Annotated in this window: 15 protein-coding genes; 11 read left to right on the top strand and 4 right to left on the bottom strand. The window is 61.4% G+C overall.

The annotated features are described in order from the left end of the window. Position 1 precedes the first annotated feature (1 nt). Together betB and betI are read right to left on the bottom strand one after the other, a co-directional pair. The gene (betB, locus tag NCR40_RS14325) at positions 2 to 1,462 is read right to left on the bottom strand and encodes a betaine-aldehyde dehydrogenase (protein WP_250509775.1); all 1,461 of its coding nucleotides are present in this window, start codon (positions 1,460 to 1,462) and stop codon (positions 2 to 4) included. Positions 1,463 to 1,489: 27 nt separating this feature from the next. Next, positions 1,490 to 2,077: a transcriptional regulator BetI gene (betI, locus tag NCR40_RS14330; RefSeq protein ID WP_244829035.1), complete on the bottom strand. Its 588-nt coding sequence runs from the start codon at positions 2,075 to 2,077 to the stop codon at positions 1,490 to 1,492. A gap of 216 nt (positions 2,078 to 2,293) precedes the next feature. On the opposite strand from betI, the gene fdhA reads away from it, so the two are divergent. Next, complete coding sequence (gene fdhA / locus NCR40_RS14335; RefSeq protein ID WP_250509776.1) at positions 2,294 to 3,490, top strand: formaldehyde dehydrogenase, glutathione-independent; 1,197 nt, start codon at positions 2,294 to 2,296, stop codon at positions 3,488 to 3,490. Positions 3,491 to 3,555: 65 nt separating this feature from the next. On the opposite strand, the gene NCR40_RS14340 is transcribed toward fdhA, so the two are convergent. Next, entirely contained in the window at positions 3,556 to 4,557 is a 1,002-nt protein-coding gene (locus tag NCR40_RS14340) for a GlxA family transcriptional regulator (protein ID WP_244829037.1), read from the bottom strand. Positions 4,558 to 5,004: 447 nt separating this feature from the next. Here NCR40_RS14340 and NCR40_RS14345 point away from each other — a divergent pair, with 447 nt between their 5' ends. The 10 genes from NCR40_RS14345 to NCR40_RS14390 all read left to right on the top strand — a co-directional run bounded on the left by NCR40_RS14345 (position 5,005) and on the right by NCR40_RS14390 (position 17,338). After that, positions 5,005 to 6,279, top strand: coding sequence for a serine hydroxymethyltransferase (locus tag NCR40_RS14345; RefSeq protein WP_250509777.1), 1,275 nt, complete (start codon positions 5,005 to 5,007; stop codon positions 6,277 to 6,279). A 19-nt stretch (positions 6,280 to 6,298) separates the two neighbouring features. Further along, a complete protein-coding gene (locus tag NCR40_RS14350) occupies positions 6,299 to 7,270 on the top strand; it encodes a dipeptidase (protein WP_250509778.1) in 972 nt (323 codons plus the stop codon). A 25-nt stretch (positions 7,271 to 7,295) separates the two neighbouring features. Further along, positions 7,296 to 7,835 (top strand): DUF5943 domain-containing protein, encoded by a 540-nt coding sequence (locus NCR40_RS14355; protein ID WP_250509779.1) that lies wholly within the window; start codon positions 7,296 to 7,298, stop codon positions 7,833 to 7,835. A 36-nt stretch (positions 7,836 to 7,871) separates the two neighbouring features. Next, positions 7,872 to 9,935 (top strand): NADH:flavin oxidoreductase, encoded by a 2,064-nt coding sequence (locus NCR40_RS14360; protein ID WP_250509780.1) that lies wholly within the window; start codon positions 7,872 to 7,874, stop codon positions 9,933 to 9,935. Positions 9,936 to 9,950: 15 nt separating this feature from the next. Then, positions 9,951 to 11,864, top strand: a complete 1,914-nt coding sequence (locus tag NCR40_RS14365; protein ID WP_250509781.1) for a (Fe-S)-binding protein — start codon at positions 9,951 to 9,953, stop codon at positions 11,862 to 11,864. Positions 11,865 to 11,868: 4 nt separating this feature from the next. Then, complete coding sequence (locus tag NCR40_RS14370; RefSeq protein WP_250509782.1) at positions 11,869 to 13,029, top strand: electron transfer flavoprotein subunit alpha/FixB family protein; 1,161 nt, start codon at positions 11,869 to 11,871, stop codon at positions 13,027 to 13,029. Further along, on the top strand, positions 13,026 to 13,784 hold the full coding sequence (locus NCR40_RS14375; protein ID WP_250466431.1) for an adenine nucleotide alpha hydrolase family protein: 759 nt from the start codon (positions 13,026 to 13,028) through the stop codon (positions 13,782 to 13,784). Before NCR40_RS14370 ends, NCR40_RS14375 begins: the two co-directional genes overlap by 4 nt. 73 nt (positions 13,785 to 13,857) lie before the next feature. Then, positions 13,858 to 15,153, top strand: a complete 1,296-nt coding sequence (locus NCR40_RS14380; RefSeq protein ID WP_250509783.1) for an aromatic ring-hydroxylating oxygenase subunit alpha — start codon at positions 13,858 to 13,860, stop codon at positions 15,151 to 15,153. Positions 15,154 to 15,176: 23 nt separating this feature from the next. Continuing rightward, entirely contained in the window at positions 15,177 to 16,376 is a 1,200-nt protein-coding gene (locus NCR40_RS14385) for an FAD-binding oxidoreductase (RefSeq protein WP_244829739.1), read from the top strand. Positions 16,377 to 16,483: 107 nt separating this feature from the next. Beyond that, a complete protein-coding gene (locus NCR40_RS14390) occupies positions 16,484 to 17,338 on the top strand; it encodes a glycine betaine ABC transporter substrate-binding protein (RefSeq protein WP_244829046.1) in 855 nt (284 codons plus the stop codon). Between the two features lie 59 nt (positions 17,339 to 17,397). Here the strand turns inward: NCR40_RS14390 and purU are convergent, their stop codons facing one another. After that, positions 17,398 to 18,273 (bottom strand): formyltetrahydrofolate deformylase, encoded by an 876-nt coding sequence (purU, locus tag NCR40_RS14395; RefSeq protein ID WP_250509784.1) that lies wholly within the window; start codon positions 18,271 to 18,273, stop codon positions 17,398 to 17,400. Between the last annotated feature and the right edge of the window lie 17 nt (positions 18,274 to 18,290).

Here is an 18,290-nt window from a genome sequence, read left to right on the forward strand (position 1 = left end):
CTTAAAACACGGGCTGATAAGGCCCGAGCTCGACCTGCACGGACTTGATGCGCGTGTAGGCATTGAGCGTCACGATGCCGTTTTCGCGCCCCACGCCCGATTGCTTGTAGCCGCCCACGGGCATTTCCGCGGGCGATTCGCCCCATGTGTTGATCCAGCAGATACCCGCTTGCAACCGATGAATCACGCGATGCGCACGCGATATGTTCTCCGTGACCACGCCCGCCGCAAGCCCGTATTCGGTATCGTTCGCGCGCGCGATGACTTCGTCTTCGTCGTCGAAGGCAAGAATGCTCATCACCGGTCCGAAGATTTCCTCGCGCACGATACGCATGTCGTCGCGGCAATCGGCAAACACGGTCGGTGCGACATACTGGCCGCGCGCGAATGCACCATCGCTCATGCGCGCGCCGCCGGCGATGAGTCGCGCGCCTTCGCGCTTGCCGCTTTCGATGAAGCCGAGCACTTTATGCAGTTGCGCCGCGCTTGCAAGCGGGCCGAAGTTGGTGAGCGGATCATCCGGCGCGCCAATGCGAATACGCTTTACGCGCTCCAGCACCAGCGCTTCGAAGCGTTCGATCACGCCGCGCTCGACGAACACGCGCGTGCCGTTCGTGCATACCTGTCCCGAGCTAAAGAAGTTCGCGCTCATGGCAATGTCGGCGGCGCGTTCGAGATTGGCGTCGTGAAATACGATGAGCGGCGACTTGCCACCCAGTTCCATCGTCACTTCCTTGAGCGTCGAGCCGCCCGCATGCGCCATGACCTTCTTGCCGGTTTGCACCCCGCCCGTGAACGATATCTTCTCGATACCCGCATGTTCCGCGAGCATGGCGCCCACGCGGCCATCGCCTTGAACCACGTTGAAGACTCCGGCGGGCACGCCCGCTTCGGTATAAATCTCCGCGAGCTTCAGCGCGGTGAGTGGCGTGATCTCGCTTGGCTTGAAGATCATCGCGTTGCCGGCCGCGAGCGCGGGCGCAGACTTCCAGCAAGCTATCTGTATCGGATAATTCCATGCGCCGATGCCCGCGCACACGCCAAGCGGCTCGCGTCGCGTATAGACGAACGACGATTCGCGCAGCGGTATTTGCGTGCCTTCGATGGCCGTCGCGAGTCCCGCGTAATACTCGATCACATCCGCGCCGGTGACGATATCCACGGCGCGCGTCTCCGCAATCGGCTTGCCGGTGTCGCGCGTTTCGAGCGCGGCGAGTTCGTCGTTGTGCGCGCGTAGCAGGTCGACGGTGCGTCGCAGGATGCGAGAGCGCTGCATCGCGGTCATCGCGGCCCATTCGCGTTGCCCTTCGTGTGCTGCGTGCACGGCGCGATCGACATCCGCTTGCGACGCCTGCTGCACATGCGCGATGGATTCACCGGTGGCGGGATCGAGTGTGACGAAGGTTTCGCCGCTCGTGGCATCGACGTATGCGCCGCCGATGTAAAGGCGTTGCTCTTCCATGTCGTGCTCCTTTGAGGATGGAAAGTTTTAGCCGCGCGCTTCGAGCACCAGGTCGATGTAGTCGTAAGCGAGGCGCAACGCCGACTTCGTATCGAACGGTTCGCCTGCAAGCGCGCCGCGCAGCCAGAGACCGTCGATAAGCGCGGCAAGACCGCTGGCCGCACGGCGCGCGGCAGGCTTCGTCAAGGCGCGCGAGAAGTCCGCGCATAGATTCGAATAGAGTCGCCGCGTGTTGACACGCTGCAAACGCCGCAACTCGGGCTTGTGCATGCTCTCGGACCAGAACGCGAGCCATGTCTTCATGGCGGGGCCGTTCACCTGTTCGACATCGAAATTCGCGGCGACCACTGCGCGCAACTTCGCACGCGGCTCGGCTTTCGCGGCCTTGCGGCGCCGCGACGTGGCCTGCCAGAGATTGCGCAGCACATGACGCATGGTGGCTTCGAGCAGCCCGTCCTTGTCGCCGAAATAGTGACTGACGATTCCCGTCGATGTGCTCGCGCGCTGCGCCACCGAGGCGAGCGTCGCACCGCCGAGGCCCGCTTCGTCGATGGTCTGCAAGGTCGCGTCGATGAGTTGCGCGCGACGAATCTCGCGCATTCCGAGTTTGGGCATGGTCGCTTCGGCTGTCAGTTCGATTCGATGTTAGGGGGTTTTATATTGAACGGTCAATCAATAAAAACCGCCGAAGAGCGTCATGTCGGTTTGAGTCAAACCCGCGTCGCATTGGGGATCGGTCGTGCGCGACTAGCGGCGCTACGCTCGACGAACGGGCGCGATGAACCGTGACGGTGCATCGCGCGAGCCGTCCACGAGACATGGAGACGATCAATGAGCAGCAATCGCGGCGTCGTATATCTGGGGCAGGGCAAGGTGGAAGTGCAGTCCATCGACTATCCGAAGATGGTCGATCCACGCGGGCGCGACATCGGCCACGGCGTCATTCTTCGCGTAGTCAGTACCAACATTTGCGGCTCGGATCAGCATATGGTGCGCGGCCGCACGACGGCGGAAGTCGGCCTCGTGCTCGGGCACGAGATCACGGGCGAAGTGATCGAAATCGGCCGCGATGTGGAGACGCTTGCCATTGGCGATCTCGTTTCGGTGCCGTTCAACGTGGCATGCGGGCGCTGCCCGACCTGCAAGGCGCAACATACGGGCGTATGTTTGAACGTGAACCCGTCGCGTGCTGGCGGCGCGTATGGTTATGTCGATATGGGCGGCTGGATAGGCGGCCAGGCGGAATACGTGATGGTTCCGTATGCCGATTTCAATCTGCTGAAGTTTCCGGACAAGGCACAGGCCATGTCGAAGATACGCGACCTCACGTGTCTCTCCGACATCTTGCCGACGGGTTATCACGGCGCGGTGATGGCGGGCGTGAAACCGGGCGCGACGGTTTATATCGCGGGCGCGGGACCGGTTGGAATGGCGGCGGCGGCATCGGCGCGCATTTTGGGCGCAGCGTGCACCATCGTCGGCGACATGAACGAAGAGCGCTTGGCGCACGCGCGCAAGATGGGTTTCGAGATCATCGATCTCTCAAGGGACGCGACGCTCGGCGAGCAGATCGAGCAGATTCTCGGCAAGCCGGAAGTGGATTGCGCGGTCGATTGCGTGGGATTCGAGGCACACGGTCACGGCAGCGGCAGCGGCGAGGAAGCACCGGCCACCGTGCTTAATTCGCTGATGGAGATCACGAAGGCAGCGGGCGCGATCGGCATTCCCGGCCTCTATGTCACCGATGACCCCGGCGCCGCCGATGCCGCCGCGCGCAAGGGCAGTCTCAGCATTCGCTTCGGCCTTGGCTGGGCGAAGTCGCATTCGTTCCACACGGGACAGACGCCCGTGATGAAGTACAACCGCAATCTGATGCAGGCCATCTTGTGGGATCGTTTGCCGATTGCGGATATCGTCAACGTGTCCGTGATTTCGCTCGATGAAGCGCCCGAAGGCTACAGAAAGTTCGATGGCGGCGCGCCGAGGAAGTTCGTGCTCGATCCGCACGGATTGTTGAAAGCGGCGTAATCGGCCTGGAATGAAGAGAGCCGTTGGCTGTTGCAAGCCAACGGCTCTTTTTGTTCGAACCGGTATCAGGCAACCAGCGCCGAAGGTGCAACCGCCGCAAGTGAAGGCGCTTGCTTGCGGCGTTCGCGCGTGGGCGCGGTTCCGAAGGCATCGCGATAACTCTTCGAGAAGTGGCACGCCGACTGGAAGCCGCAAGCCATGGTGATATGCATGATCGACATATCGGTTTGCAGCAGCAGTTCGCGCGCGCGCCGCAGACGCAGCGTGAGATAGTAGTGCGTCGGCGTCATGCCGAGATGCTCGCGAAAGAGCCGCTGCAATTGCCGTTGCGACATGCCGGCAAGGCGCGCCAGTTCCTCGCGCGACAGCGGCTCCTCGATGTTGTTCTCCATGAGCGAGATCACTTCGAAGAGCGACTTGTTGGCCGATCCGAGTCGTGCAACGAGCGGCATGCGCTGCTGCGCGCTCGTATCGCGTACATGTTCGACGATGAATTGCTCGGCGATCTGCGTCACGCGCGCCGTACCCACGCGGGATGCGATGAGGTTGAGCATCATGTCGAGCGGCGCGACGCCACCGGTACACGTGACGCGATCGCGGTCGATCACGAACAGTTCCTTCAGGAAGCGCGTGTCGGGAAACTCTTCCTTGAGCGCCGACATGTTCTCCCAGTGGATGGCGCACGCATAGCCCGCGAGTAAGCCCGCACGAGCCAGTGCATAAGTGCCGGTGCAGAGGCTGCCGAGCACGCTGCCCATGCGGGCGAAGCGGCGCAGCGCGGCGAGATGTGCGGGCGTGGTCGCGCGCTGCACATCGATGCCGCCGACCACGAACACGATATCGGGTTGTCCCACGCATTCCACCGGACCTGTGTCGACGGACAAGCCGTTGCTCGCGGTGACGGGACCGCCATCGGGACTCACGATCGACCAGCGATACAACGGCTGCCCCGTCAGATAGTTCGCCATGCGCAGGACTTCGATCGCGTTGGTGAAAGCGATCATGGTGAAGTTGGGAAGCGGCATGAAAGCGAAGTGCGACAGCGACGCCGTGCGATCGGGGGACATGTGAGGAATGATTCCTTCGAATCTATTGTTTGACGCCGTCAGATGCGGCGCTTTGCCACTTTTTGCATTTTGGTTTCGTTTGCAACTACCATGCCATCAGGCTAAACCCTGAGCCTCACGAGGCATCGTGCATGCTTCATATAGACGCGATTTCCTCGCCGACCCTCCACGAGCAAGGGCGCGCACCTTCGAAGCGCACGGGCGTTCCGCGACAGTGCAGCGGCGCACCGAATAAATCGCTACACCGAAAACCATCGCGCCACTTGTCGAAAAAAGACGCGCATGTCGGAAAAGGCCAAGAACACGTCTAAATTCGTAAATTGACCGGCAGGACGAAAGTCAAGAATAGACGCAACGATTACGGCCGCGACGGCAAACGGAAAATCATCCGAAGAGCCACCCGCACCGCCGTCGAACGACCGTCACACTTGACCCACGGACCTGCCAATGTCGAACTCGAATCCCTTCTTCGAAGCCCCGCTTGCATCCAGCGACGCTTCGGTGCGCGGCGCGATCCTGAAAGAACTGGAGCGCCAGCAATCGCAAATCGAACTGATCGCGTCGGAAAACATCGTGTCGCGCGCCGTACTGGAATCGCAAGGCTCGGTGCTCACGAACAAGTACGCGGAAGGGTATCCGGGCAAGCGCTATTACGGTGGCTGTGAATTCGTGGATGAAGTCGAGGCGCTCGCCATCGATCGCATCAAGCAGCTCTTCAACGCGAAGTTCGCCAACGTGCAGCCGCATTCGGGCGCGCAGGCCAACGGCGCCGTGATGCTTGCGCTCGCCAAACCCGGCGACACCATTCTCGGCATGTCGCTCGATGCGGGCGGTCACCTCACGCATGGCGCGAAGCCCGCGCTTTCGGGCAAGTGGTTCAACGCGGTGCAATACGGTGTGAACCGCGACACCATGCTGATCGATTACGAGCAGATCGAGGAACTCGCGAAGCAACACAAGCCGTCATTGCTGATCGCGGGATTCTCGGCGTATCCGCGCAAGCTGGACTTCGCGCGTCTGCGCAAGATCGCCGATAGCGTCGATGCGAAGCTCATGGTCGATATGGCGCATATCGCGGGCATCATCGCGGCGGGGCGTCACTATAGCCCCGTGGATCATGCGCACGTGGTCACGTCCACCACGCACAAGACCTTACGCGGTCCGCGCGGCGGTTTCATCCTCACGAACGACGAAGACATCGCCAAGAAGATCAACTCGGCCGTGTTCCCCGGCCTGCAAGGCGGCCCGCTGATGCATGTGATAGCAGGCAAGGCGGTGGCCTTCGGCGAAGCGCTGCGGCCGGACTTCAAGACGTATATCGACAACGTGCTCGCAAATGCGCAAGCGCTCGGCGAAGTGCTCAAGGAAGGCGGCGTCGATCTCGTCACCGGCGGCACGGACAACCATCTGCTGCTCGTCGATCTGCGCCCGAAAGGCCTCAAGGGCAATCAGGTCGAGCATGCGCTGGAACGCGCGGGCATCACCTGCAACAAGAACGGCATACCCTTCGATACCGAAAAGCCGACCGTCACCTCGGGCATTCGCTTAGGCACGCCGGCAGGCACGACGCGCGGCTTCGGCGTCAACGAGTTCCGCGAAACCGGCCGCCTGATTCTCGAAGTCTTCGAATCGCTGCGCGAGCATCCGGAAGGCGATCCGCAAACCGAACAACGCGTGCGCCGCGAGATCTTCGCGCTGTGCGAACGCTTCCCCATCTACTAAGCCCACGGAGTTATCAACGATGAGCACTCTGCACGACAACAGCATCATCATCGACGGCCTGAACATCTCCAAGTTCGAGCGCTCCGTGTTCGAGGACATGCGCAAAGGTAACGTCACCGCGGTGAACTGCACGGTTTCGGTCTGGGAGGACTTCCAGAAGACGATCGACAACATCGCCGAGATGAAGCAACAGATTCGCGAGTACAGCGAGATTCTCACGCTCGTGCGCACGACCGACGACATCCTGCGCGCGAAGAAGGAAAACAAGACAGGCATCATCTTCGGCTTCCAGAACTCGTATGCGTTCGAGGACAATGTCGGCTATATCGAAGTGTTCAAGGAGCTCGGCGTGAACGTGGTGCAACTCTGCTACAACACGCAGAACCTGGTCGGCACGGGCTGCTATGAACCGGACGGCGGACTCTCGGGTTATGGCAAGGAAGTGATCCACGAGATGAATCGCGTCGGCATCATGGTCGATCTTTCCCACGTGGGCGCGAAGACTTCTTCCGATGCCATCGCCTGCTCGAAGAAGCCTGTCACGTACTCGCACTGCTGTCCCTCGGGACTCAAGGACCATCCGCGCAACAAGACCGACGATCAGCTGAGAGAGATCGCGGACGCCAACGGCTTCGTCGGCGTGACCATGTTCTCGCCGTTCCTGAAGAAAGGCCCGGACGCGACCGTCGACGATTATCTCGAAGCCATCGACTACGTGATCAACGTGATCGGCGAAGACAAGGTGGGCATCGGCACGGACTTCACGCAAGGCTACAGCACCGAGTTCTTCGACTGGATCACGCACGACAAGGGCCGTTATCGCCGTCTGACGAACTTCGGCAAGGTCGTGAATCCGGAAGGCATTCGCACGATCGGCGAGTTCCCGAACCTCACGGCCGCGATGGAAAAAGCGGGCTGGGGCGAGACGCGTATCAAGAAGGTGATGGGCGAGAACTGGATGCGCTTCTTCGGCGAAGTCTGGAACGTCTGACTCCAACAAGAACAGGGAACCCGCGATGCAACCGCAACTGCCTATCGACGTCGATCAAGAAACGGGCGTCTGGACTACCGACGCGCTGCCCATGCTGTATGTGCCGCGCCATTTCTTCACCAATAACCACGTGGCCGTGGAAGAAGCGCTCGGCCGCGAAGCGTACGCCGCGATTCTCTACAAGGCGGGCTACAAGTCCGCTTATCACTGGTGCGACAAGGAGGCGGACAAGCACGGCATAGCGGGCATGGCGGTGTTCGAGCATTACCTGAAGCGCCTGTCGCAACGCGGCTGGGGTCTCTTCGATATCGTCGAATCCGACCCGCAGAGCGCCATGGCGCGTGTGCATCTGCGTCACTCGTCCTTCGTGCTCGCGCAACCGGGCAAGCACGGCAAGCTCTGCTACATGTTCGCCGGATGGTTCGCCGGCGCGCTGGACTGGGTCAACGACACCGCACCCGACAGCACGAAGAAGGGGCCGCGTTCGCACTCGGTCGAAACGCAATGCGCCGCGGAAGGCTGCGAGCATTGTGTGTTCGAAGTGTCGCCGCTCGCATCGAAATAAAGGCTTCAAAGCAAAACCTTTCCGAGGTCGCCCGCAATGCGTTACCCGAACCTTTTCAAGCCACTCACGCTGAACAAACTGACCTTGCGTAACCGTATCGTCAGTACCGCGCATGCCGAGGTCTATGCCGAGCCAGGCGGTCTGCCCGGCGACCGGTATATCCGCTATTACGAAGAGAAGGCGAAGGGCGGCGTGGCGCTAGCCGTTTGCGGAGGTTCGAGCCCGGTGTCGATCGACAGCCCGCAAGGCTGGTGGAAGTCGGTGAACCTGTCGACCGACAAGGTCATCGACCCGCTCTCGCGGCTGGCCGAAGCGATGCATCGGCATGGCGCGAAGATCATGATCCAGGCAACGCACATGGGCCGGCGTTCGGCGTGGCACGGAGAGAGCTGGCCGCATCTGATGTCGCCTTCGGGCGTGCGGGAGCCGGTGCATCGCGGCAACGCGAAGATCATCGAAGTGGAAGAGATCAAGCGCATCATTCAGGATTTCGCGGCGGCCGCGAAGCGCGTGAAGGATGCGGGCATGGATGGCGTCGAGATCTCGGCGGCGCATCAGCATTTGATCGATCAGTTCTGGAGTCCGCGCACCAACTTTCGCACGGACGAATGGGGCGGTTCGCTCGAAAACCGTCTGCGCTTCGGTAAGGAAGTGCTGCAGGCCGTGCGCGAAGCCGTGGGCGCCGACTTCGCAATTGGCTTGCGCATGTGCGGCGACGAATTCCATGAAGACGGTCTCGATCACGAACAATTGAAAGAGATCGCTCAAGCGATGGCTGAAACGGGCCTCATCGATTACATCGGCGTGATCGGTTCGGGCGCGGATACGCATAACACGCTCGCCAACTGCATGCCGCCGATGGCGCTGCCACCCGAGCCTTTCGTGCATCTCGCGGCGGGCATCAAGTCGGTCGTGAAGCTGCCGATCATGCATGCGCAAAGCATTCGCGATGCGGGTCAGGCGGAACGTCTGCTCGCCAACGGCATGGTCGATCTGGTCGGCATGACGCGTGCGCAGATTGCGGACCCGCATATGGTGATCAAGATTCGCGATGGCCGCGAGGACGAGATCAAGCAGTGCGTCGGCGCGAACTACTGCATCGACCGGCAGTACAACGGACTCGATGTGTTGTGCGTGCAGAACGCGGCGACATCGCGTGAAGCGACCATGCCGCATGTCATCGAAAAGACGCGCGGGCCGAAGCGCAAAGTCGTGGTGGTCGGCGCAGGGCCCGCGGGACTCGAAGCGGCGCGCGTGGCGAAGTCGCGCGGTCACGATGTCGTGCTGTTCGAGAAGAACGATTACGTCGGCGGCCAGATCATGCTTGCCGCGAAGGCGCCGCAGCGCGAGCAGATGGCGGGCATCGTGCGCTGGTTCGACATGGAAACGAAGCGGCTCGGCGTGGATCGTCGTCTCGGTGTCGCCGCCGACGACAAGGCCATCATGGCCGAGAAGCCGGACATCGTCGTGCTCGCGACGGGCGGCTCGTCGTTCACGGATCAAGTGCCTGCATGGGGCGTCGAACGAGGTCTCGCGGTGAGCGCCTGGGACATTCTCTCGGGCAAGGTCGAGCCGGGCAAGAACGTGCTCGTTTATGACGGCGTGAGCACGCATGCGGGCGCGGGCGTCGCGGACTTCATCTCGAGCCGTGGCGGCAATGTCGAGATCGTGACGCCGGACGTGAAGGTCGCCGATGACGTCGGCGGCACCACGTTCCCCATCTTTTATAGAAGGCTTTATGCGCAAGGCGTGATCCATACGCCGAACTACTGGCTCGACAAGGTGTACGAGGAAGACGGGAAGAAGATTGCCGTGATCCGCAACGAGTACACGGAAGAACAGGAAGAGCGCGCGGTGGATCAGGTCGTGATTGAGAACGGCAGCACGCCCAACGATTGCCTGTACTGGAAGCTGAAACCCGAATCGCTCAATCGCGGCCAGGTGGATGTGCACAAGCTCTTTGCATCGGAAGCGCAGCCGTGTCTTTCGGAAGAGCTTGGAAACGGGCGTTTTCTCTTGTTCCGCGTCGGCGACTGCATCTCCATGCACAACATCCACGGCGCGATCTACGACGCGCTGCGTCTTTGCAAAGACTTCTGACGAGGGCTTTAGACGATGAACCCCGTGTTTGTCATCACCGTCTTGCTGTGGGTATCGGTGGCGGGTCTCGCCTTCGCCGTGATGAAGCGCGCGGCCTATTGGCGAGAAGGACGCGCCACGACTGCCGGTGCTTATGGCTGGGCTAACCTGCTGACCATCCCGAAGCGTTACTTCGTGGATTTGCATCATGTGGTGGCGCGTGATCCGTATATCGCGAAGACGCACGTTGCAACCGCTGGCGGCGCCATTCTCGCGATGGCGCTCGTATTCCTCAACTACGGCCTCGCCATCTATTCGCCGTGGCTCGACAAGCTGATCTTCCTCGCGGCTATCGTCATGCTGGTGGGCGCAGTGTTCGTGTACCGTCGCAGACACGACGCGAAGGAAGTGCCCGCGCGTTTGTCACGCGGACCGTGGGACAGCCTGCCTTTGCTGCTCGGTTCATTCGCGCTTGGTCTTGCATTGTTCATGCTGTTGCCGGCTTCGTGGATGTCGGGTGCACTCGCGATCATCGTTGCATTGCTGATCGCGGCGGGCGCATACACGATGACCTTCGGCGCAGCGCAAGGCGGCCCGATGAAGCATGCGATGGCGGGCTTGCTGCATCTCGCGTTTCATCCGCGTCAGGAGCGCTTTGCAGCGAAAAACGAGCACGATGTCGTGCCGCCCACCGCGCTCAAAGTGCCCGTACTCGATGCGCAGGAATATGGCGTGAGCAAGCCCATCGAGTTTCGCTGGAACCAGTTGCTGAGTTTCGATGCCTGCGTGCAATGCGGCAAATGCGAAGCGGCGTGCCCCGCGTTCGCATCGGGACAACCGCTCAATCCGAAGAAGCTGATTCAGGATCTCGTCGTCGGCATGGTCGGCGGTTCGGATGCGCTCTACGCCGGCAGCCCGACCCCCGGCATTCCGGTCGGCAGGCATTCGGGCGCACCGGGCAAGCCGCTCATCTCCACGATGATCGAAGCCGATACCATCTGGTCCTGCACCACGTGCCGCGCCTGCGTGCAAGAATGCCCGATGCTGATCGAACACGTCGATGCCATCGTCGATATGCGCCGCAATCAGACGCTCGTGGAAGGCAACGTCCCGGGGAAAGGTCCGATCACGCTTGCGAATCTGCGTGAAACGGGCAGCGCGAACGGGTTTGACATCGGCGCGCGTTACGACTGGTCGGTGGATCTGCAAGTGCAGGTCGCGCAACCGGGTCGTCCCGTCGATGTCTTGTTGATCGCGGGCGAAGGCGCGTTCGACATGCGTTATCAACGCACGCTGCGTGCGTTGGCGAAGGTGCTGAACAAGGCAGGCGTGGATTACGCGGTGCTCGGCGGCGTTGAAACGGACACCGGCGATACGGCGCGTCGTCTCGGCGACGAAGCTACCTTTCAGGCATGCGCGAAGAAGCTGATAGGCACACTTTCGCAGTATTCGTTCCGGCGCATCGTGACGGCGGACCCGCATGTGCTGCATAGCTTGCGCAACGAGTATCGCGCGCTTGGCGGCTTCTATGAAGTGCAGCATCACACGGCGTTGATGGCAGAACTCGTCGCGAACGGCAAGCTCTCGCCGAAGGCCGCGACCGTGCTCGCCGACAAGAAGATCACGTATCACGATCCGTGCTATCTCGGCCGCTATAACGGCGAAACCGAAGCGCCGCGCAAGCTGCTGAAGTCCATCGGCATCAAGGTGGTGGAGATGGAGCGTAACGGCATGCGCGGACGGTGCTGCGGCGGTGGCGGCGGCGCGCCCCTGACCGACATTCCCGGCAAGCAGCGCATTCCCGATATCCGCATTGCCGATGCCCGCACGATAGGCGCGGAAGTGGTCGCCGTGGGTTGCCCGAATTGCACCGCGATGCTCGAAGGCGTGGTCGGCGCGCGTCCCGAAGTGCTCGACGTGGCGGAGCTGGTCGCCGCGGCGCTGGAGTAACACGATGAACGACAACATCAAACGAATCGATCCGCGCAGGCCGTTTATCGTCACGAGCGCGGGGCTCAAGCGCATCACGCTCGGCGAGATCGGCAGCGGCGCGCTGCTTGACTTCGTTGCAACACACCATGATGCAGCGAAGCCGCGCCGCACGGCGAAAGCGTCGCGTCGCGCGGTGCTGGTGGCGGCGCATACGGATCGCGGCGCGCTCGACGATCACGGCCGTCAGGCACTGGCCGCCGCCGCCTTGCTCGCGGACGATGAAACCGAAGTCGTGTTGATCGCGTTCGGCGCGTTCAGTGACGATGCGGCGTCGCTCGGCGCGGATCGTTATATCGAGCTGCCCGGCTTCGATCGCCGCCATTTCGCACCGGATGAAGAACTGCGCGCGCTCGCTGCCTGCGTCGCGGCCTTCACGCCCGTGCATGTCTTCATGCCCGACAACGCAACCGGCGACGGCGATCTCGGCCGGCGTTACGCGGCGCGCGCCGGTGCGAGTATCGCCACACACGTGGTGGAACTCGACCTTCAGCACGTCGCTGCGTATGCACATGCTGGCCGCGCGGTGGCATTGCGTGCGCGACCCGATGTGATCTTGCTCGCACCGAATGCGGTCGATGCCAAGCTGCCTTACGTCGGCGCAGGCGCGCGCGTGAATAGCGAAGACGTCGTGCCCGCGACGATGCCGAGCGCGTATGTCGATCTCGGCATCGAGGAAATGGACGCGGCCCAAGTCGCGCTCGAAGAAGCGGACTTCATCATCTCGGCGGGCAACGGCGTGACGGACGTGCCCGCATTCGAAGCGTTGGCAAGCACCTTGGGCGCGGCTATCGGCGCGAGCCGGGTGGCTGTCGACGACGGCAAGTTCTCGCGCGACAAGCAGATCGGCGCCACGGGCAAGACGGTGGAAGCTAGCGTGTATATCGCGTTCGGCATCTCGGGCGCGGTGCAGCACCTGCAAGGCATCAAGGATTGCCGGCATGTCATCGCGGTCAATCTCGATGCGAGCGCGCCCATTGCCAAGCGTGCGGATCTGACCATCGTCGCGGATACGCAAGAGACCATCAAGGCGCTGACGGACGCGGCGTCGGCCGCGCGTGCATCGCGTACCAATGGCAGCCCGATCCTGCAGACGGCGACGCTTGCCGAAGGAGCGTACGCATGAAAATAGCCGTTCTCGTTTCTACTGGCCGGCATCCTATTAGCGGCACGGCGCGTTATAGCCGCAACGACGCGGCCGCGCTCGCCCTCGGTATCGACATTGCAAAGGAACACGGCGCGCAACTCGATGTGCTGCATGCAGGCGACCCCGCCAATCCCGCGCTTGCCGAATATCTCGCACTGGGCGCGCCGCGCGTCGAAGTGCTCAACACACCGGGCGATGCCTGCGCGGCACTCGCGCAACGTCTCGCGGGTTATCGACTCGTCTTGACCGGCACGCGTGCCGAAGGCGCGTTCGATAGCGGCACGTTGCCGTATCGGCTTGCCGATGCGTTGAACGTCGCGCTAGTCGGCTCGGCTGTCGATATCGACGTGACGAACGAAGGCGTCGAAGTGCGCCAGTTCATGCCGAAGGGCTTGCGTCGCCGTGTGCGCGTGCAGTTGCCCGCGCTCATCGCCGTGCATCCGCTCGCCAACGCGACACCGCGCTACGCGTATGCGCGTATGCGCGAAGGACGCGTCGCACCGGTTGCAGCGGCCGCGCCTGTCGATCCGGAAGCGAGCGCATGGAGCGTCGGCCCCGTGAGCGCGAAGCCCAAGCGCCTCGCCGCGCCCGAAAAGCGCACCGGCCATGCCCGCATGCTTTCCGCGACCACGACCGAAAGCCGTGGCGGAAGCGTCGTAATTGAAGGGAGTTCCGTCGAAAAAGCACAAGTGATCCTGGCGTATTTGCGCGAGCATCAACTGGTGGATTATTAAGTTCAAAGCGCAGCAAGCCCGCATTTCAGGGGTGTTGGCGGGGCACCAGACGTGACGCACAACGGAGCACACGATGAAAGTTTCGGCAGACGTTCGCGCAATGATCGAACGCCGCAAAAAGGGCCACACGCTCGAAGCGCCGTTCTACACGAGCGACGAGATTCACGCGCTCGACCTGGACGCGATTTTCCGGCAGCACTGGATTCAGGTTGCGATCGAGCCGGACGTGCCGGAGCCGGGCGACTATACGACCGTCGATATCGGCCACGATTCGATCCTGATCGTGCGCGACGACGACATGCAGATTCGCGCGTTCCACAACGTCTGCCGTCATCGCGGCGCGCGTCTTTGCAATCAGGAGAAAGGCTCGCTCGGCAATATCGTGTGCCCATATCACAGCTGGACCTATAACCTCAACGGCGACCTCATGTTCGCCGAACACATGGGCGACCAGTTCGACCGCTGCAAACATAGCCTCAAGAAGGTTCATGTGCAGAACCTCGCGGGCCTGATCTTCATCTGTCTCGCCGATGAACCGCCCGCCGATTTCTCCGTGCTGCGCGAGTCGATGGAGCCGTATCTTTTGCCGCACGGTCTCGCCGATTGCAAGATCGCGGCGAACATCGACATCGTGGAAAAGGGCAACTGGAAGCTCACGATGGAGAACAACCGCGAGTGCTATCACTGCGTGGCAAACCATCCCGAGTTGACCATTTCGCTCTATGAATACGGCTTCGGTTATCAACGCACCCCTGCGAACGAGGACGGCATGGCCGCGTTCGAACGCACGGTGAGCGAACGCACGAAGCAATGGGAAGCAATGAACCTGCCTTCCGCCGAGATCGAACGTCTGGCGGATCTCGTCACCGGTTTTCGCACGCAACGTCTGCCACTCGACCGCGATGGCGAATCGCAGACGCTCGACGCGAAGGTGGCATCGAAGAAGCTGCTTGGCGGCTTCGAGCGCGCGGACCTGGGCGGCTTGTCGTTCTGGACGCAACCGAATTCGTGGCATCACTTCATGAGCGATCACATCGTCACGTTCAGCGTGATTCCGCTGTCTGCGGGCGAAACGCTCGTGCGCACCAAGTGGCTCGTGCATAAGGACGCGCGCGAAGGTATCGATTACGACGTCGACAATCTCACCGCCGTGTGGCGCGCAACGAACGAACAGGACCGCACGTTGGTCGAGTATTCGCAGCTGGGTGCAACGAGCAGCGCTTACGAGCCGGGCCCGTATTCGCCGTTCACCGAAGGGCTCGTGGAAAAGTTCTGCGAGTGGTATATCGGCCGCCTCGACAACTATGCGAACACGCCCGACAAGGACGTGGTCACGCATGGCGAGAAAGTCGTTTCCTTCATGCGCTAAGCGCGTTCGAGAGGCAAAACATGATGCGCGATCAGGCCACGTTCGAGCCGACTGCAAGCCGTGTCACCCAGCCGCGCTTCTGGGGGACGCTGCCCGCGCGCTGGAATAGCGATACCGACGACACACTCGTCTGCTGTCACGTCCGGCAGGAAACGCACGACGTGAAGAGTTTTTTCTTCAAGGCGCCGAGCGAACGCAGCTTCGTGTTCGAACCGGGGCAGTTCATTACACTGGAACTCGATATCGACGGCGAGCAGATCAATCGCTGCTATACGATTTCCTCTTCGCCCACGCGGCCGCACACCATTTCGATCACGGTCAAGCGTGTACCGGGCGGAAAGGTATCGAACTGGCTGCATGACAACGTAATTGCGGGATCGCGCGTGCGTGTGCTCGGACCTTCGGGCGAGTTCACCTGCGCGCGGCATCCGGCGCGCAAGTTCCTGTTTCTTTCGGCGGGGTCGGGTATCACGCCGCTCATGTCGATGAGCCGCGCGCATCACGAACTCGGCGAGGACGCGGATATCGTCTTCGTGCACAGCGCGCGCACGCCCGACGACATCATCTTCTCGCGCGAGCTGGATCTCATTGCATCGAATCAGACGAACTTTCGCACGGCCTTCGTTTGCGAGCGCGTGGGCACGCGCACGAACTGGGCCGGTGTGACGGGCTTTCTCAGCTTGCCGCTACTGAAGCTGATTGCACCGGACTATCTCGAACGCGAAATCTTCACGTGCGGTCCAGCGCCTTATATGAAGGCGGTCCGCGATCTTCTCGATGAAGGCGGTTTCGATCGCAAGCATTATCACGAAGAGAGCTTCTCGTTCGAGACCATTGCGGAGGTCGCATCGCAGTTGACGACCGCGCACGTGGCCGACGCCATCGCCACACAGACCGATTTCGTCGAAGCGCGTGAAGAGGCAGTTGGCTTTGCGCCTCGACCAGCGGCGCCTGTCGATACGACATACAAAGTCAGCTTCGCCAAGATCCGGCGCGACATCGAATGCGGTAGCAACGAGAACGTGCTCGATGCCGCGAAGAAAGCCGGGGTGCGTTTACCCTCATCGTGCACGCAAGGCATGTGCGGCACATGCAAGGTCAAGCTCGTATCGGGCGAAGTGAGCATGAAGCACGCAGGCGGCATTCGTCAGCGCGAAATAGATCAGGGCATGGTGCTGTTGTGCTGCAGCAAGCCTTTGAGCGACCTCGTGGTGGATAAATAAAACTCGGCGTCGCTTCTGGACAATTGAGTGTCGGAAAAGTGCGTTACTGGCCAATTCTGGCTGGTGATTCTGGACGCTACGGCGTGGGGCCGCAAAGGGGAAATCAAATGAAAGCGATGAGAAGACTGTTCGTGCTGAGCGCCATGGCTGCGGCACTGGCCACGAGCATGGGCGCAAACGCCGAAGATAAACCGACCATCAAGATTGGCTACGTCGAAGGCTGGGACGACAGCGTGGCGACGTCGAACGTGGCGGCGCGCATCATCGAAAAGAAGCTGGGCTATCAGGTGCAACTCGTGCCGGTGGCGGCAGGCGTGATGTGGCAGGGCGTGGCGCGCGGCGATCTGGATGCGACGCTGTCCGCGTGGCTGCCGGTGACGCACGGTGCGTATTGGAACAACTTCAAGACGAAGGTCGTCGACCTCGGACCCAACTTCAATGATGCGAAGATTGGTCTGATCGTTCCTGAAAATGTCGATGCCAACAGCCTGACCGACCTCGAAGCGAAGAAGGCCGAATTCGATTCGCGCATCGTCGGTATCGATGCGGGCGCGGGCGTGATGCAAAAGACGAGCGAAGCCATCAAGGCTTATAACCTCGACTACAGGCTGATGCCGAGTTCGGGCAGCGCGATGACCGCTGAACTTGCGCGTTCGGAAGCGGCGAAGAAGCCGATCATCGTGACGGGCTGGAAGCCGCACTGGATGTTCGCGAAGTACAAGCTGAAATTCCTCGAAGATCCGAAGAAGGTCTTCGGCGAAGCGGAACACGTCGATAGCGTGGTGAATCCGGAACTCGAAAAGAAGGCCCCGCCGGTCGTGGCCTTCCTGAAGAAATTCCAGTGGAAACCGGGTGAAATCGACAGCGTGATGCTCGCGACGCAAAACGGTGAGAAGCCGCAAGCCGCCGCCGATGCATGGATCGGCGCGCATGGCGATCGCGTGGACAGCTGGGTGAAGTAAGGTCTCAGCGCCTGGATCAAGAAGGGGTGCCGCGAATCCGCGGCACCCCTTTTTTGTGCTTACCTTAAAACGACAGTGCGCTCGCCGTTGATGAACACGCGCCGTTCCGTGAACGCCTTGATGGCGCGCGCAAGCGTGATGCATTCGACATCGCGTCCCGTTGCAAGCAGGCGCTCGGGGCTATAGGAGTGATCCACGCGCTCCACTTCCTGTTCGATGATCGGGCCTTCGTCGAGATCGTCGGTGACGAAGTGCGCAGTGGCGCCAATCAGTTTTACGCCGCGCGTATGCGCCTGGTGATAGGGCTTTGCGCCCTTGAAGCCAGGCAAGAACGAATGATGGATGTTGATCGCGCGGCCTTTGAGTTTGCGGCTCGTATCGCCGGAAAGAATCTGCATGTAGCGCGCGAGAATCATCAGTTCCGCACCGGATGTCTCGAAGAGATCGAGCAGACGCGCTTCCTGCTGCGCCTTGGTATCGGCCGCGATCGGCAGATGATGAAAGCGCAGACCGTGTTGTTCTGCAAGCGGCGCCAGGTCCGGATGATTCGACGCAATGCCGACGATATCCATCTTTAGTTCGCCCATGCGCCAGCGGAACAGCAGGTCCGCGAGGCAGTGTTCGAGCTTCGACACCATGATGAGCACCTTGGGCCGCGCGTTGAGATCGTGCATCGACCAGTCCATCGAGAAGCGTTGGGCGATGGGTTCGAACTCGCGCTGCAGCATCGGCAGATCGAGCGTGTCGTCTCGGCTTGCGCCATGAAACACGCAGCGCACGAAGAAGCGTTCGCTCAGGTCGTCGTCGAACACGGTGAGTTCGTCGATATAACCATGATGGCGTTCGAGAAAGCCGACGATGGCGGCGACTTGCCCCGCCGCGCTCGGACACGCAACGGTCAGCACCAGTTGATTGGGACGGGTTTCAGCGGACATGCACGCTCCACATTCGA

Origin of the sequence: Caballeronia sp. GACF4, assembly GCF_023631025.1 — a bacterium.
GTDB lineage: Bacteria > Pseudomonadota > Gammaproteobacteria > Burkholderiales > Burkholderiaceae > Caballeronia.

Coding starts and splice junctions, on each gene's coding strand:
- purU (WP_250509784.1), bottom strand. CDS start 18,273: ATGTCCGCTGAAACCCGTCCCAATCAACTGGTGCTGACCGTTGCGTGT.
- betI (WP_244829035.1), bottom strand. CDS start 2,077: ATGCCCAAACTCGGAATGCGCGAGATTCGTCGCGCGCAACTCATCGAC.
- NCR40_RS14385 (WP_244829739.1), top strand. CDS start 15,177: ATGCGCGATCAGGCCACGTTCGAGCCGACTGCAAGCCGTGTCACCCAG.
- NCR40_RS14365 (WP_250509781.1), top strand. CDS start 9,951: ATGAACCCCGTGTTTGTCATCACCGTCTTGCTGTGGGTATCGGTGGCG.
- NCR40_RS14345 (WP_250509777.1), top strand. CDS start 5,005: ATGTCGAACTCGAATCCCTTCTTCGAAGCCCCGCTTGCATCCAGCGAC.
- NCR40_RS14380 (WP_250509783.1), top strand. CDS start 13,858: ATGAAAGTTTCGGCAGACGTTCGCGCAATGATCGAACGCCGCAAAAAG.
- betB (WP_250509775.1), bottom strand. CDS start 1,462: ATGGAAGAGCAACGCCTTTACATCGGCGGCGCATACGTCGATGCCACG.
- NCR40_RS14375 (WP_250466431.1), top strand. CDS start 13,026: ATGAAAATAGCCGTTCTCGTTTCTACTGGCCGGCATCCTATTAGCGGC.
- NCR40_RS14340 (WP_244829037.1), bottom strand. CDS start 4,557: ATGTCCCCCGATCGCACGGCGTCGCTGTCGCACTTCGCTTTCATGCCG.
- fdhA (WP_250509776.1), top strand. CDS start 2,294: ATGAGCAGCAATCGCGGCGTCGTATATCTGGGGCAGGGCAAGGTGGAA.
- NCR40_RS14360 (WP_250509780.1), top strand. CDS start 7,872: ATGCGTTACCCGAACCTTTTCAAGCCACTCACGCTGAACAAACTGACC.
- NCR40_RS14370 (WP_250509782.1), top strand. CDS start 11,869: ATGAACGACAACATCAAACGAATCGATCCGCGCAGGCCGTTTATCGTC.
- NCR40_RS14355 (WP_250509779.1), top strand. CDS start 7,296: ATGCAACCGCAACTGCCTATCGACGTCGATCAAGAAACGGGCGTCTGG.
- NCR40_RS14390 (WP_244829046.1), top strand. CDS start 16,484: ATGAAAGCGATGAGAAGACTGTTCGTGCTGAGCGCCATGGCTGCGGCA.
- NCR40_RS14350 (WP_250509778.1), top strand. CDS start 6,299: ATGAGCACTCTGCACGACAACAGCATCATCATCGACGGCCTGAACATC.